At 43.4% G+C, this 14,443-nt stretch carries 17 protein-coding genes; 14 read left to right on the plus strand and 3 right to left on the minus strand.

Features of this window, described 5'->3' with window-relative positions; all coding sequences use genetic code 11:
- The 4 genes from AC1DUA_RS03680 to AC1DUA_RS03695 all read left to right on the plus strand — a co-directional run.
- On the plus strand, nucleotides 1–993 hold a 993-nt coding region (locus AC1DUA_RS03680; RefSeq protein WP_477498436.1), incomplete at its 5' end, for an ATP-binding protein.
- Nucleotides 990–2,279: a YycH family regulatory protein gene (locus AC1DUA_RS03685; RefSeq protein ID WP_477498437.1), complete on the plus strand. Its 1,290-nt coding sequence runs from the start codon at nucleotides 990–992 to the stop codon at nucleotides 2,277–2,279. The genes AC1DUA_RS03680 and AC1DUA_RS03685, both read left to right, overlap by 4 nt.
- 40 nt (nucleotides 2,280–2,319) lie before the next feature.
- Entirely contained in the window at nucleotides 2,320–3,144 is an 825-nt protein-coding gene (gene yycI / locus AC1DUA_RS03690; protein WP_477498438.1) for a two-component system regulatory protein YycI, read from the plus strand.
- A 67-nt stretch (nucleotides 3,145–3,211) separates the two neighbouring features.
- The gene (locus tag AC1DUA_RS03695) at nucleotides 3,212–4,012 is read left to right on the plus strand and encodes an MBL fold metallo-hydrolase (RefSeq protein ID WP_477498439.1); all 801 of its coding nucleotides are present in this window, start codon (nucleotides 3,212–3,214) and stop codon (nucleotides 4,010–4,012) included.
- On the opposite strand, the gene AC1DUA_RS03700 is transcribed toward AC1DUA_RS03695, so the two are convergent.
- Nucleotides 3,981–4,190 (minus strand): hypothetical protein, encoded by a 210-nt coding sequence (locus AC1DUA_RS03700; RefSeq protein ID WP_477498440.1) that lies wholly within the window; start codon nucleotides 4,188–4,190, stop codon nucleotides 3,981–3,983. The two genes, AC1DUA_RS03695 and AC1DUA_RS03700, sit on opposite strands and share 32 nt — an antisense overlap.
- 180 nt (nucleotides 4,191–4,370) lie before the next feature.
- Between AC1DUA_RS03700 and AC1DUA_RS03705 the strand changes: the two genes are divergently transcribed.
- The 5 genes from AC1DUA_RS03705 (at nucleotide 4,371) to AC1DUA_RS03725 (ending at nucleotide 8,890) form a co-directional block, all read left to right on the plus strand.
- The gene (locus tag AC1DUA_RS03705) at nucleotides 4,371–5,594 is read left to right on the plus strand and encodes a S1C family serine protease (protein WP_477498441.1); all 1,224 of its coding nucleotides are present in this window, start codon (nucleotides 4,371–4,373) and stop codon (nucleotides 5,592–5,594) included.
- 33 nt (nucleotides 5,595–5,627) lie between these two features.
- Nucleotides 5,628–5,795 (plus strand): CxxH/CxxC protein, encoded by a 168-nt coding sequence (locus AC1DUA_RS03710; protein WP_477498442.1) that lies wholly within the window; start codon nucleotides 5,628–5,630, stop codon nucleotides 5,793–5,795.
- An 82-nt stretch (nucleotides 5,796–5,877) separates the two neighbouring features.
- Nucleotides 5,878–6,357, plus strand: a complete 480-nt coding sequence (gene rlmH / locus AC1DUA_RS03715) for a 23S rRNA (pseudouridine(1915)-N(3))-methyltransferase RlmH (RefSeq protein ID WP_477498443.1) — start codon at nucleotides 5,878–5,880, stop codon at nucleotides 6,355–6,357.
- A gap of 152 nt (nucleotides 6,358–6,509) precedes the next feature.
- Complete coding sequence (locus AC1DUA_RS03720) at nucleotides 6,510–7,751, plus strand: hypothetical protein (RefSeq protein ID WP_477498444.1); 1,242 nt, start codon at nucleotides 6,510–6,512, stop codon at nucleotides 7,749–7,751.
- Between the two features lie 320 nt (nucleotides 7,752–8,071).
- Nucleotides 8,072–8,890: a DUF3800 domain-containing protein gene (locus AC1DUA_RS03725; RefSeq protein WP_477498445.1), complete on the plus strand. Its 819-nt coding sequence runs from the start codon at nucleotides 8,072–8,074 to the stop codon at nucleotides 8,888–8,890.
- Nucleotides 8,891–9,283: 393 nt separating this feature from the next.
- On the opposite strand, the gene AC1DUA_RS03730 is transcribed toward AC1DUA_RS03725, so the two are convergent.
- A complete protein-coding gene (locus AC1DUA_RS03730; RefSeq protein WP_477498446.1) occupies nucleotides 9,284–10,252 on the minus strand; it encodes a helix-turn-helix transcriptional regulator in 969 nt (322 codons plus the stop codon).
- Between the two features lie 131 nt (nucleotides 10,253–10,383).
- Here AC1DUA_RS03730 and AC1DUA_RS03735 point away from each other — a divergent pair, with 131 nt between their 5' ends.
- From AC1DUA_RS03735 to AC1DUA_RS03750, 4 genes are all read left to right on the plus strand, one after another.
- Nucleotides 10,384–10,533, plus strand: coding sequence for a hypothetical protein (locus AC1DUA_RS03735; RefSeq protein ID WP_477498447.1), 150 nt, complete (start codon nucleotides 10,384–10,386; stop codon nucleotides 10,531–10,533).
- 23 nt (nucleotides 10,534–10,556) lie between these two features.
- Nucleotides 10,557–10,979: a DoxX family protein gene (locus AC1DUA_RS03740; RefSeq protein ID WP_477498448.1), complete on the plus strand. Its 423-nt coding sequence runs from the start codon at nucleotides 10,557–10,559 to the stop codon at nucleotides 10,977–10,979.
- A 203-nt stretch (nucleotides 10,980–11,182) separates the two neighbouring features.
- A complete protein-coding gene (locus AC1DUA_RS03745) occupies nucleotides 11,183–11,662 on the plus strand; it encodes a GyrI-like domain-containing protein (RefSeq protein ID WP_477498449.1) in 480 nt (159 codons plus the stop codon).
- 26 nt (nucleotides 11,663–11,688) lie between these two features.
- Nucleotides 11,689–12,156 carry a phage tail protein gene (locus AC1DUA_RS03750; RefSeq protein WP_477498450.1) on the plus strand — a complete coding sequence of 156 codons (468 nt, stop codon included), beginning with the start codon at nucleotides 11,689–11,691 and terminating at the stop codon, nucleotides 12,154–12,156.
- Nucleotides 12,157–12,259: 103 nt separating this feature from the next.
- On the opposite strand, the gene AC1DUA_RS03755 is transcribed toward AC1DUA_RS03750, so the two are convergent.
- Nucleotides 12,260–12,358 carry a hypothetical protein gene (locus tag AC1DUA_RS03755; RefSeq protein WP_477498451.1) on the minus strand — a complete coding sequence of 33 codons (99 nt, stop codon included), beginning with the start codon at nucleotides 12,356–12,358 and terminating at the stop codon, nucleotides 12,260–12,262.
- A 310-nt stretch (nucleotides 12,359–12,668) separates the two neighbouring features.
- On the opposite strand from AC1DUA_RS03755, the gene AC1DUA_RS03760 reads away from it, so the two are divergent.
- Nucleotides 12,669–14,408 carry an ABC-F family ATP-binding cassette domain-containing protein gene (locus tag AC1DUA_RS03760; protein WP_477498452.1) on the plus strand — a complete coding sequence of 580 codons (1,740 nt, stop codon included), beginning with the start codon at nucleotides 12,669–12,671 and terminating at the stop codon, nucleotides 14,406–14,408.
- Nucleotides 14,409–14,443: the final 35 nt, after the last annotated feature.

Here is a 14,443-nt window from a genome sequence, read left to right on the forward strand (position 1 = left end):
GATAAGGGGCATGTCATCGTCCTGAACCGCAGGGCGAAGCAGATTCTGCAGGCGGAAGAAGAGACGACAATCGGCCTCGATATCTCTGAAGTGCTCGGGATTCCAGGCGAAACGATTCAAGGGCTGCTTCAGGGAGAGGTACGAACGACGCTCCTTGATATTGAGCTGCCGGATGATGATGAGCAGCTGTCCGTACGCATTACGTTCACACCGATTCATCGCCGGGGAGAAGGGCAGAGCGGGATTATTGCTGTGCTGCAGGATGTGACGGATCAGGAGAAACTGGAGCAAGCTAGACGCGAGTTTGTCGCGAACGTTTCACATGAACTGCGCACACCKCTGACGACGATCAAGAGCTATCTGGAAGCGCTTGATGATGGCGCTATTGAGGAGCCGCAATTGGCTTCTCGTTTCATCAGCGTGACACGCAGCGAGACCGAGCGGATGATCCGCTTGGTGACAGATCTCTTACATTTATCGAGGCTGGATTCCAAGCAGTCGATGATGAGCAAATCAACAACACTTGTGAGCGAGATGCTGGAGGAAGTGGCTGATCGGTTCTCTTTTCAGCTGCAGCAGCGCAAGATTGAGATTGTGATTCGGGTAGAGAAAGGCGTAACCGGCCTGCTGCTCGACCGTGACAAAATAGATCAGGTTCTCGATAATCTGGTATCGAATGCCATTAAGTATACGGGGGATGAAGGCGCAATCCGGCTAGAGGCTCGTAAGATTGAGAAGGATGTGCTGGAGATTTCCGTTCAGGATAATGGGATTGGGATTCCGAAGAAGGATTTGACGCGGATTTTTGAGCGATTCTATCGAGTAGACAAAGCGCGTTCCAGGAATATGGGCGGCACAGGATTAGGATTGTCCATTGCCCGGGAAATAGTCAAAGCACATGGCGGAACAATTAACTTAGAGTCCGAATTGGGACAAGGAACCCGCGTTGTATTCACACTGCCGATTCAACAAGAGGAGGAGGATGAGCTATGATTGAGAGCCTAAAATCTATCGCGCTTGTCATCCTGATTGGTACCTCGCTGTATCAAAGTTTTTTGCTGGCATCGTACAGTCCGCCTAAGATTGAGCCCATCCAACAGAGCAATTATGTGCAAACGGAGACGCTTGGGAAGCAGGCAGAGCTGCAGGATATGCTTTTCCCGGATCAGATTATTGTTCATTTGGGGAACCAACAGCATTCGGTGCTGTATCCCACGAATTATTATTATACAAGATTACTCGATAACATTAAGCAACGGAGCTTTAAGGGTTTTCGCAAAACATCCATGTATTTGGTGAATGTGAACTGGGAGGATGTTCGGAATAAACAGCAAGGCGTCGAGATTCGGTTCCGGGATGGCATTCCATTCACCATTCTGCAGCAAGTACTGCGGATTGAAGGTGAGCTGCCGGCGGAGAACGATAAAGTGACGCGGATCTGGATTTATTCGAAAGGCAATAACGAAGATGTTCGCGCTTTCTTCTTTACGGATTCCCCAGGGGTAGGGTATGAGGTTATTGGGGCCGATTTTACAAGTAAAGACGTGGAAAATTTCGCAGCTTTCGGCGATATTACGAATCTGTACAAGACGACGAACAGCGGTGATTACTATCTGCCAGTTAAGCCGCTCAGGCTGCCGAGTTTTACATTCAACTACACGCAGCTTACGGCGGATCAATTGAAGCAGAGTCTATTCGTAGATCCCGGAATCACCCGCTATCTCAAAGAGCGAGATGGTTCGGAAATCTACACGGATAGCAAACGCGGTTTTCAGCTTAATCGTGACCTGCGATGGATTACGTACTCCGATCCGGTCGCCCCTGTGGAGAGCAAAAGTGAAGTGCTGGAAAACTTGCTGGCCGGCATTAAATTTATCAACCAACATATTGGTTGGGACGGTAAATATATGGTGGCTCGCACGCCACAGAAGCAGCTTTTTGACAATCAGGCCTTTACGTTCCGTGAGTATTATGAATCTTTGCCAATTGTGACAGCACAACCCGAAGGCTATGGTTCTCTGAAAATGCAGGTGCAGAAGGGAATCATCTCTGGATTCGAACGGTCCATGATTATTCCGGATCTGAAGACAGCTCAGCGGCGAGACGGGGAAATATTATCCGGTGACGCGTTAGAAGAACGGCTGCAGTATTATCAGCGGCGGTCCAGCATCGTCTCTATTTTCCCAGCCTATCATCCAGTTGTTGCGGAAAAGACACTCACGTTAGTTCCCGTATGGGCCTTGGAGCTGAGGGACGGTACGTATGATTTCATCGAATAAGCTTGATTAAGATTATCTTTATGGAAAGGTTGGTGAGATCATGAATTGGAGCAGGGCCAAAACGATCCTGATTTGCTCCTTTTTGCTGCTCAATATGATTCTTGGCTTCCAGCTGTGGTCCACCAATCGCTCCAATCTGACGGAAATTTCGCTTGATACGTCAGGGACGATCGAAGAGCTGAATCGTGCGCTCCACAGTAAAAATATACGGCTAGCTGATGAGTTACCGACGGATGTTACGAAGCTGAAGGTCATTACGGTGAAATATGACGATAGTATAAAGCCCGGAGACAAGAAAGTGCTGAAAACGCCTTTAAGCATGAGTGCACTCCTTGGCAAGGGGGCCAGCAAAGAAGTTCAAGCCCAGTCGGAAATTCCGAATTTTAACCTGTATCAGTTGGATTCGGCGGTAAGAACGAATGGTACTTATGTCTTTAATCAGCTGTATGGCAAGCTTCCGCTTTTCGATGTGACGGTAGAGCTGAATGAGGAAAATGGAGAAATTACCAGTTACCGTCAAGCCTACGTTGAAGTAGAATCAGGAGTAGAACAAACGGAGCAAAAGCTGATTCCCGCTCAATTAGCGGTACGCAGCCTTGTAGATAACTATTTAAGCGAAGGTTCGATTATAACGGAGGTCAGACTGGGGTACCATGGACAGCCCTATAACTCCCAGACGCAGCCGATGTTCCCGCACTGGCGGATTACGATTGATAATCGCGATATTTATTATCTGCAGGCGTTCAACGGCGCGGTGGAATCTCCGCAAAAAGGGTCGGATCCTGTTCCATTTGGAACACAAGAAAGCGTTAAACCAGAAAGTACAAGCAGCAACGATGATAAGAACAAACCAGATAAAAAGTAGAACGATAGCGACTTACATAAACAGCTAAAAAGCATGTGTACATGTATGCATAGAGGAGCAGGGTAGGATGGGTATGAGGTTTACAGTGCTGTCGAGCGGTTCGACGGGGAATGCGACGGTCGTCGACAATGGGGAGACCAAGGTGCTTATCGATGTGGGCTTCAGCGCGAAGAAGATGGAGGCGTTGATGAAGGAACGCGAGCTAGCGGCGAACACGATTGACGCCATCGTGATCACGCATGAGCATTCGGATCATATCAAAGGTTTAGGTGCGCTGGCGCGTAAATATGATTTGCCCATCTATGCGAACGAGAAGACGTGGGTAGAATTGGATCGCCAAATCGGTGTGATTGCGGAAGAGAACAAGCGGGTTATGGAAACCGGCAGCATCGAAGAGTTCGGTACTCTGCGTGTGGAATCATTCGGGATTTCGCATGATGCGGCGGAACCGGTGGGTTATTGCTTTTATGAAGGAGAGCAGAAGATAAGTGTTGTAACGGATCTGGGCTATATGAGTGAGAAAGTGAAAGAGAAGATTATAGATTCGGATGCTTTGGTGCTAGAGACGAATCATGACGTAGACATGCTGCGCGTAGGGCACTATCCTTGGAGCATTAAGCGCCGCATTCTCGGGGATAAGGGGCATTTATCCAACGAAGCCGCGGGAGAAGCGCTCTGTGACGTGATGACGAATAAGACGAAGTCCGTCTATATGGCGCATTTAAGCCGTGACCATAATTTAATGGATTTGGCCAGGCTAACGGTGAATAACATAGTACAAGAGCGCGCCCCTGAGTCTAAGCAGCTACGGTTAATGGATACGTACTTCGACCGTTCTACGAAATGGGATGTATTGGATTCGGAGTAAGTGCGGCGTCAATTTCTTTGGATTTGAGCTGAATTTCCTGCGGCGTGATCAGACCTTTATCAATCAGTGTTTGAATGAGAGATGAAAGAACGAGGGATTGGTGGTAAAAGCTGTCCTTGAGGTCGGCGAGTTTCCCGATCATGTTGATTTCGTCCATATGGGATGGAATACGATTCATAATGTGCATGCTCCTTTGGTTTTCTAATTTAAAGTTACTGTTAACTCTAGTAATTCCTTGAGAGATTTGGTTTACTATTATTGTAGGCAAGAACAGAACGAAACATTCCTATTTTTTGCAAATAAGATTCTGAGGCAAGAGCGGCATGACCCGCCCCCTGTCAGCAAGGAGGGACACCCTGTGAGTTTGTTTGATGATGATTTTTATTCGACCAAAAGAACCAAGCAGCGAGAGCCTGTGTGGCGTCCTAAACGTTCAGGTGGATTTACAGGCTTTACGGAACGTAGACGAAATGTGGCCCTTGTAGCGGGTGTAGGCGGGGCTTTATCGATGCTTTTGCTAGTTGGATTGGTTAGTGGTTTGGGTCAAAGTGAACCGAAAGTCGATGCGATAGCGATACCGGCTGCAGTCGCGAATGCCGAGACGCGTCCCATGAACATCAACGACTCTGTCGTGGCAGCAACGGATAAAATTAAGCCGGCTGTGGTCAGCGTGATCTCCTCCAAGAAGGATGATAAAGGCCAAGAAACTGGGATTGGGATTGGATCGGGTGTCATTTTTTCTCGAAATGGCGATAAAGTGCGTATCGTGACGAATAGTCATGTTGTTGAAAATGGGAACCAGTTCGAAATCGTCAATTTCCAGGGTGAGCATCGCAAAGCGACGCTGGTCGGCCGTGACCGGATTACGGATCTAGCGGTTTTGGAAGCCGATGGCAAAGATATCAAGGTGATTGCGGAATTTGGCGATTCCGAGACGCTGCGCGCTGGGGAGATGGCGATTGCTGTCGGTAACCMGCTAGGACTTGGCTTCTCGCCAACCGTTACGCAGGGCATTATCTCTTCGCCTAAGCGAACGATACCGGTTTCTTTGTCTCGTGAGGGCACGGACTATGATTGGGAGATGGATGTCATCCAGACCGACGCGGCGATCAACCAAGGTAACAGCGGCGGACCCCTGGTGAATATTGAGGGCAAAGTAATTGGCATTAATTCGATGAAAATTTCAGATACTGGCGTTGAAGGATTAGGGTTTGCAATTCCTATTAACAGCGCAAAGCCGATTATTGATAATCTGATTACGGATCACAAGGTCAAAAGACCGTTGATGGGTGTTTCGACGCAGGAATTGCAGGCTTTTAAAGGGACGGATGTATTAAAGCTGCCCGCAGATGTGAAAACTGGAGTTATCGTCTTCGAAGTATCTGGACCTTCCAAAGATGCGGGTCTCAAACCGCAAGATGTCATTGTGATGCTGGATGACCGGAAGATTGATAGCACGATCACACTGCGTAAATATTTATATAATGAGAAACACATTGGTGATAAAGTGAACGTCACTTATTATCGCGGCGGCAAGAAGATGAATGCGGTAGTAACGTTAGTGGAAGCAACGGATAAATAAGATATAGAAACAATGCGGATGAGAGGTAGTTGCATGCACGTAGTTTGTAAAGATCATGTAGAAATCGCGATTGATGAGTTTGTCGATGAATTCGAGGAAGCGCCAGACGTTGTGGATTTGCAGAAAACCCACTTCACGAACTGGGAGGCTCCTTCACATTGTGAGCATTGCCAGGAGTTAGCGCGATTTCTAGTTGTATGAGGAAGGCTGATGCCTTCCTTTTTGTTTTGGGGTTGGTTAGCAAAAGGGCAAAAGCGGTAGAAAGAGAAGGGATGTTTCGTTTATGCAGATTCAGATATTAACGGTTGGGAAGTTGAAAGAGCGCTATCTGGTGGATGGGATCGCGGAGTACGTCAAGCGCCTTGGGCCTTATGCCAAGGTGCAAATGATCGAGGTGCCGGATGAGAAGGCACCGGAGAACATGAGCCCTGCTGAGGAGCAGCAGGTGCGGGATCGTGAGGGCGCGCGTCTGTTGACTGCGCTGCGTCCGGATGTGTACGTCGTGGCGCTTGCCATCGACGGCGAGATGTTGTCGAGCGAGCAGCTGGCGGGCTCGCTCGATAAGTTGGCCACCTATGGGCGGAGCCAGGTGGCCTTCGTGATTGGCGGCTCGCTGGGGCTATCCAGCGAGCTGCTGCGCCGTGCGGATATGCGGCTGAGTTTTGGCCGCATGACGTTGCCGCACCAGCTGATGCGGCTGGTGCTGGTGGAGCAGATTTATCGCGCTATGCGGATAAATCGGGGGGAGCCGTATCATAAGTGACGCAAACATTAGGGTTATTGTTCTCTAAATTTGTATTGAGTATTGATTTTACTATTCCCAACTAATGCTTCATTGTAATTTATTAGGTGATGGTTATACAATTGGAGTATAGGTAGTACTCTATCAAAATAGAGGAAGGTTGATAACTGAAAATGACTAAGTTAAATGAAGTATACGGGATCAGAACCACAATACCAGTGTATACATATGTTGACCGGGCAGGYTGGGATAGAAAATTCACTTACTTACTTGGAACAGAGCGACATATTGTTGTACATGGGGTATCCAAACAAGGGAAATCATGTCTAAGGAAAAAAAATTTAAATGAAAGCGATTGTGCTATTGTTCAATGCCTTCCCAGTATGACTGCAACAGAAGTTTTAATTTCTTGCCTACGTTCATTGGAGGCAAAGTTGCCGGGGTCAAACCAGAATGAAAACCAAATTGGTGGAAAATTGGGTACCGAATTATCAGGCGAAATAAATAAAGTAATCGCAAAACTGGTGGGTAAATTAACTGCAGAGATTCAAACTATTTCTAAAACTTCAACTGGAACAATTGCACTATCTGGATATCAAGAAGACTTAACATTTATAAGCAGGCAATTAAGGGAACACGGAAAAAGACTTGTATTGGAGGATTTTCATTACCTTTCTGAAGATTCTAGGAAGGATATGGCATACTATTTAAAGGCATTTTATGAGTATGGGATTCATGTAATTATTATTGGAATTTGGGCTGAACAAAATCTTCTAACATACTATAACCCTGACTTATCGGGGAGAATAGAAGAGATCGATTTATTATGGTCTGAAGAAGAACTCATTACAGTTTTAAGAAAAGGCTACGAGCCATTAAACATAATCATTCATGAAAGTATAGAGAAACAGATAATCGCCGCTTCATTTGGTAATGTTGGAATAACACAGAGACTTGCAGAAAGATTTTGTTATGAAGAAGGCACTTTTGAGACCGAAAATTTAAGAAGAAATTTATATTCGCAACTTTCGTTTAACAATGCGATAGCGAGTATCATAGATGAGCTGGAGCAAAGGTACAAGAAAATATTTGAGGTATTCAGTAGAGGTTTTCAGGAGGACACTGAACTAAAATTATATAAGAATATTTTTAGGGTTGCCTGCGAAGCAAATGACTATGAACTGGTTAATGGCATATCGAGAGCTGATTTGTTGGGCAGGCTTCAGAACATTGAACCTAGAGTAAGAGCTGGTGACATGGACGCAGCTCTCTCAAGAATTGAGCGGCTTCAAACCCATAGGGAAATTACACCAAACTTTATAGCATACCACTCGCGTTTAAAACTGGTTTCATTAGCTGACCGCGAGTTTCTATTCTATAGAAAGTTTGGTAACCCGAGTTGGGATTGGTCCTAATACATTTTAACTCATAGATATTAGCTCGGACAAGAGGAACTCGGGCAGATGGGGGTACCGATAAAGGTGCCCTTAATTTCGTCGTTAGAGTGATACGGTGAACCGTATCATAAGTAACTCTAGAAGTTTAATCTCTGATCTTGTAGACCAAATTCAAATTACATTAATTATGGACAAAGGCATTCCAATAGATGTAAAATGTCAATATTTTTCAGAATAGAGAGGATGGTACACTGTAATGCTATTCAGTTGTATGCTATCATTTACATATAATTGAAGACTGTAGAGGGCAACTCTACTAGGAGTGTGCTAGATAATTCATGGAGTACATAATATATTGTGATGAGTCCGAAAAGCGTGGTCCCCTATTTAGTAATTTTTATGGCGGTGCACTGGTGAGATCGACTAACTTGCACGAAGTAGTTAATGGACTTCAAGCGTATAAAGATAACCATGGTATGAAAGGGGAAATGAAGTGGACTAAGGTAACAGAGCAGTATTTAGAACGTTATATCGGATTTATTGACACTTTTTTTGCCTTTATAAAGCAGGACAAGGTTAAAATGAGAGTAATGTTTCAGCAGAATGAATTTGCTGATTCTAGAACCCGAAATTTGACTAAAGAACAACGAGATGATTCGTATTTTATACTGTACTATCAATTTTTTAAACATGCTTTTGGATTAATATATTCAAACCAGACAAATCAAAATATTCATTTGAAAATATTTTTTGACCAGTTTCCTGATACAAAAGAAAAAGTAAACAGGTTCAAGAACCATATTCATCGGCTCCAGTTTCAATCAACTTTTCTAGATGCAAATTTAAAGATCAGATTAGAAGATATTATTGAAATGACCTCTCACGATCACGTTGTCGCTCAGGCTATGGATATTGTTATAGGCTCAATGTTTTTTCGATTAAATAAGCTTCATCTTCATAAAGAACCGGACATGAAAGTAAGAGGTAAGCGTAAGCGTACTAGAGCTAAGGAAAAGCTATATAACCGAATTAACGATCACATTCGAGAGATATACCCCAACTTTAATGTCGGCATATCTACAGGATTTAAGGGGAATATTGAAAATATGTGGAACCATCCTTACAGGCACTGGTGTTTCCTGCCTAATCAAACTTAAACTTAGGCTTGAAAAAAGCTAAGTTTGGGTTATAATAAGATTAGAAAAGCTCTGTCGATCCGAAGGCTTGCGTTCCTACGTGGGCTCCTTTGTAGGTGAGATGGGGCTATTTTCTATTTTTCGAAGGAAATATTTGGATAAATCCTTAGTTAACTTTTGTTTTAAAAGGAGTAACTAGATAACGCCAAAGAGGGGCAAGTCGCCTCTCTTTTTTGCATTCTTTACCGAAGCACCAATTGAATATGTCTATGTTATGGATGATACGAAGAACCGTATCATAAATAGGGCGAAAATAATCGCCCTTAACCTCGTGGGGTACGGAAATGCCATCTTGAAAAATTGAAACTATGCGATCAATATATCTTCAATGAGCTCTACAGTCAGTAGCTAGGGTCAATTACTTGTTCTCAACACATCTACTCTCCCCTGAAATCCCTCCACAACTTCATTCGGAATTTCCCTGACCTTGATATCTCCACCTAAGAAAAGCAGCCAATTTGTAATTTCGGTCAACTCATCCGGATGATGAACATTGATAAACGTCTTTAAAATAGCCGTAGTTTGATAAGGATTCGTATATGAAATTGTAATTTTTAAAGGATGGTACTTTTTGAACTGGGCAATCGCCTTGGGACCAAGTTCGAGGACTAGGTTGATCGCTTCTTCTTGATTTCTTAGTTGTTCTACAATCTTCTTCTTGCTTATTCTTTTTTTCTCCGAGTATGGTTTGACATCGGTGAGATTGTCGACAGGGATAATCCGCCTTTTCCCCTCCTCTAGGCTGAAGCCTTCAATTTGCCAAGAGCTTTTTTCACGATATAGGCGCATGAGATAGATGGGATAAGTCTTTATTTGTCTTCCTTCTTCGACGGAAACCACTAAGTAGCAGTCTTCCAGAAAGATATGGATGAGTTTTTCTAACATCGGATGGGGCAGATCCGATAGATCAAGCAGGTCAGGATTGTGGGGATTGGTACCTTCGAATAGCAAGATTTGATTCAACAGAACAAGATCATCTTGCTGGTTTTGAGAGATGAGGCCGAGCAATTTTTCCGCTAAAGAGTGGCGGCTCTTGAGGTAAGGGAGTTGCAGATTGCGTGTGGCCATGAAGGCGATAAAAAGAGCTTTAATCTCATTATCGGTAAAGCGGACCGTGGGCAGGACGGAGTTGTTCATCACAAAGTAGCCCCCGTCCCTCCCGACTTCGGCGACCAGAGGCATTCCCATCGCTTCAATTTCCCTGATGTCTCGAATCGCCGTCGAACGAGAGATGTTAAACTCATGCATGATTTCCGAAATGGTAAAATGAGCGCGGTTGTTGATGTACCGCATGATAATGTTAATCCGTTCTACTTTTTTCATCGGGCCCTCTAAACAGTATCATATTTTGACATGATTTAACGTTATTATAAACTCATCAAGTGAAAATACAAATGATTTGATCAAATGAAAAAAGGAGCTGGGATGATGGCAGTAGACACCATCGAGGAGAATTGACAGAAGCATCGGTACCGAAAGAACACAGCGTGGTCCAATTCCCTAAGGGACAATACGCTATCGGTGGACCCCATGCGACGGGTGAGATGGAGCGGCGAGACGACCTTGTTTATGGGGACATGTTGATTCCAGTTGTGCGGAAATAAACGAGATCAAAGGAGGAATTGGAATGAGTACGAYTACCGGTAATGAAAAGATCGCGAAGGTTGAATCCCGTCCTATCAGAAGGACGGCAGCATATTGGATCGTCACCGCCATTCTCGCATTCTCTATTGCATTAAGCGGGATCGGGCAATTGATGCGATATGGCGGCAATGTCGATTTAGTGACCGATATTGGATTCCCTTTATATATCACGAATATTCTCGGGACTTGGAAGTTGCTTGGAGTCATTGCGATCGTAATACCAGGTTTCCCGCGGCTTAAGGAGTGGGCTTATAGCGGTATCTTTTTTCTAATGACAGGTGCGGCCTTATCTCATGGGTTCGCTCATGATTATGGGGATGGTGGATTCCATGTTATTCTTCCGCTTTTCTATGCTGCGCTTGGCATCGCCTCCTGGGCGCTGCGCCCGAAAAGCCGTAGACTCTAATGGAAGTGAAATCAACGCCAGCCTACTCCTGAATCCAATAGATTTTTCCTACCAAAGACACTAATATTTAGGTTGGGAGCCGTGGGAGAGAACAATTGGCTGAACTCTAAACTGTATCATATTTTGACATGATTGAGGTTTATGATAAACCTATCAAGTGAATAAACAAATCAATGGATTCATTCAAAAAAGGAGCTGGAGTCATGGCAACGTATACCTTTGAGGAAAAAGACAGCTTTATCGTTCTGGGTATTGGAACGGAGCTGAAGAGCGATTACACGGATTATGCCGGCATAAATAAGGAGAAGGAAAGCTTTTGGCGGTCAGTGGAGCAGGATGGAAGGCTTGACGCRCTAAAGGCGATTGCTGCGAACGATTATATTTTTGCCGTAAACGAAGCAGTAAATCACAAGATGATGTATTATGCTGGCGTGATGACAGATTCATCGGTACCGGAAGAACACAGAATGATCCAATTTCCTAAGGGACAATACCTCGTTGTTAAAGGCGAGGGGAAGTCGGCTGATGAGTTGAGTAGCTTGCTTACTGGCATTGCCTTTGGTCAAGTCTTGCCAGCAGCTGATAATTACGCCTATGTTGGCGGGCCCAATGCAACGGTTGAGATGGGGCAGCGAGATAGCCTCGTATATGGGGAAATGTGGATTCCAGTTGTGGAGAAGTAAACGAAATCAGCAGGAGGAATGAGGAAATGTCCACTATCGTTGACTTTAAAAATGTGTCTGTGGTTGGTCTGGAATCTTCGCCAGTAGCAGAAGCGCTAGCTGGTATGCGCGCGAATGAAGCCCGTTACTTCATGAACAAATACAAGCACGAATTTACGACCGTACCAGCCGGCGAAAGCCAGGAGACGCTTGATTATGTGAAACGAGTTTTGAAAGAAGAACGTGGTATTGAGTTTGCGGCTCAACCGCTGGAAACATCCCGTTTACAAGTAGAAAATATCAAATGGGCCTTCGTCTTTTATGAGGACGGTCTAGCTGTCAACGTCCTGTATACGGTGGATGACCCTAAGAAGCGGGCCGTAGGGTTTAAGCTATCTGAGGGGATGGAGGTACCTAAGGAGCTGGAAGAGAAGAAATTCAAATTTGCAAGACAGAAGTCCAAACTGGCAGGGACCATCCGAGGTTCGTTCTTCGTGATTAAAGGGGAATATTGAAGCAATCAAAAGTAAACAAAGGAGAGGCTATTTTAGCCCCTCCTTTGTTTTTTTAATCTGCTATCCAAATTTACGATAAGTCGTACCATAAGTTTGTAATTTTCTAAGTTGGATCGCCAAGTTCTTTTTTATACTGCACGGGCGTCTTGCCGTGCACGCGCCTGAAATCTGTAATGAAGTGCTGCTGACTGCTGTAGCCCAACTCGTTGTGCTGCCCCTAACAGTTTATTCCTTTGAAGCTGCCGCGTGCAACGCGCATTGGATGCCTGCTTCCTCCATGGATATGAACAAGTCGACAAAAGGACGGAGTAACGGCAAGTTTTATTGTACATCATTCCGGCTCTTTTATGAGGTGAGGAGGTAGCATGGAACTTTGATCCCCAAGGGATGGAATACAATGGGATTGTACTTGCTTGTAAACAGTGTTACTCTTACAACGATAAACTCAAAATCTACGTTTTACAATACATCTACTAATAGTCACTATTTTAGTTATAAAGAAAGGTAACACTATGATAAAAGTTGAAAACTTATCCTTCTCATTTCCGCAAAAAGAACTATATACAAACATTTCATTTACGCTTGAAGAGGCACAACATTGTGCTTTTATAGGAACAAGTGGCAGTGGGAAAAGTACATTGATAGATATACTGATGGATCCAGAAAGATTTACGTTCGAGGGCAAGTTAGAAATAGACCCGACTTGCAAAATTGGGTATGTGAGTCAATTCTCACAAGTAGATAAAACGAAAGAAATAACTGTTTTTGAATTTATAGGAGAAGAATTTATTAAGATACAAAATGAAATAACATCTATTTGCACGGAAATGGAAACATCATCGGATATGGATTCGTTATTAGAAAAGTATCAATTAGCTTTAGACGCATTTGATTCAATCGGTGGGGCTGATTTTGAAAGCAACATCAATAAGAAACTAAATCTAGCCAACCTCATGAAGCTAAAGGATCTTAAGGTATCCGACCTGAGTGGTGGGGAATTCAAACTTATTCAAGTGATGAAGGAAATGCTTAGTGGTCCAGACTTAATGATTATGGATGAACCAGATGTATTTTTAGACTTCGAAAACCTAAATGCGCTTAAAAATCTTATTAATTCTCACAAAGGCATACTGTTAGTTGTTACGCACAACCGATACCTATTGAATCATTGTTTCAATAAAATACTACACCTTGAAAACATGGAGATCCAAGAGTTTGATGGGCGATATATCGAATACAACTTCTCATTACTTCAAACAAAAATTGAGTTGCAAGAAATCGCAGTCGCTGAAAAAGAAGAAATTGAGAGATACGATAACATTATTGATAATCTTAGAGCTATCGCAACGTATAATTCAGAAGCATCTAGAGGGAGAGCTCTTAAGGCTAGAGTTAGGTTCCAAGAAAGATTGGAAGCGCGTAGAATTAAAGCGCCATTCGTTGATATTAAGCAACCGAATATTCGTTTTGATATTGATAATGAAATGGAAGACGCCGTTGTTGTAAATGTCAGTAACTATAGCGTTACCTTTGATGAGTTGCTTTTAGACAATGTTAACTTTGAGATAAAATCTACGGATAAAGTAGCCATTATTGGTCCAAACGGTACCGGGAAAACGACTTTACTACGAGATATCTTTAAAAATAATCAGGCTTCAATTGAAATAAATGCTGATGTTAAAGTGGCTTATTTATCTCAGATTCAAGGCGAAGTGCTAAAGGATTCGAATACAATCCTAGAAGAATTCATCGATGCTGGGTTTAAAACTTATGATGAGGTTAGATCGTATATTTCAAACTATGGCTTTGAAGGGGAAATCGTTAATCAAAAGATAGAATCTTTATCTGGTGGAGAAAAAAATATACTTCAATTAGCGAAGGTTTCTGCCAGTAAAGCAAACGTATTGCTGCTTGATGAGCCGACAAGCCATTTAGACACCTATACACAATTAGCGCTGGAGAAAGCCATTGAGGACTATAAAGGTGCGATTCTCATGATTTCTCATGATTTCTATTCGGTTGTAAATGGTATGGATTATGTTTTAATTATTGACGATAAGACGATTAGAAAAATGAGTATGCGAAAATTTAGACAGATGATTTATGCGAGTCATTTTGATAAAGACTATCTGGAAAATGAACAAAATAAAAAATCACTTGAGATGAAAATAGAATTGGCTTTAAAAGATACTAATTTTGAACTTGCAAAAGTATTGGTTGATGAGCTAGAAGAGCTGATTAAGTTGCTTTAAAATGACAATCCTCTGATTGAAATATGGTCTTAGAA

It is taken from the genome of Paenibacillus sp. 01T422 (genome assembly GCF_056398785.1).

Coding starts and splice junctions, on each gene's coding strand:
- AC1DUA_RS03685 (WP_477498437.1), top strand. CDS start 990: ATGATTGAGAGCCTAAAATCTATCGCGCTTGTCATCCTGATTGGTACC.
- yycI (WP_477498438.1), top strand. CDS start 2,320: ATGAATTGGAGCAGGGCCAAAACGATCCTGATTTGCTCCTTTTTGCTG.
- AC1DUA_RS03695 (WP_477498439.1), top strand. CDS start 3,212: ATGGGTATGAGGTTTACAGTGCTGTCGAGCGGTTCGACGGGGAATGCG.
- AC1DUA_RS03700 (WP_477498440.1), bottom strand. CDS start 4,190: ATGAATCGTATTCCATCCCATATGGACGAAATCAACATGATCGGGAAA.
- AC1DUA_RS03710 (WP_477498442.1), top strand. CDS start 5,628: ATGCACGTAGTTTGTAAAGATCATGTAGAAATCGCGATTGATGAGTTT.
- rlmH (WP_477498443.1), top strand. CDS start 5,878: ATGCAGATTCAGATATTAACGGTTGGGAAGTTGAAAGAGCGCTATCTG.
- AC1DUA_RS03725 (WP_477498445.1), top strand. CDS start 8,072: ATGGAGTACATAATATATTGTGATGAGTCCGAAAAGCGTGGTCCCCTA.
- AC1DUA_RS03730 (WP_477498446.1), bottom strand. CDS start 10,252: ATGAAAAAAGTAGAACGGATTAACATTATCATGCGGTACATCAACAAC.
- AC1DUA_RS03750 (WP_477498450.1), top strand. CDS start 11,689: ATGTCCACTATCGTTGACTTTAAAAATGTGTCTGTGGTTGGTCTGGAA.
- AC1DUA_RS03760 (WP_477498452.1), top strand. CDS start 12,669: ATGATAAAAGTTGAAAACTTATCCTTCTCATTTCCGCAAAAAGAACTA.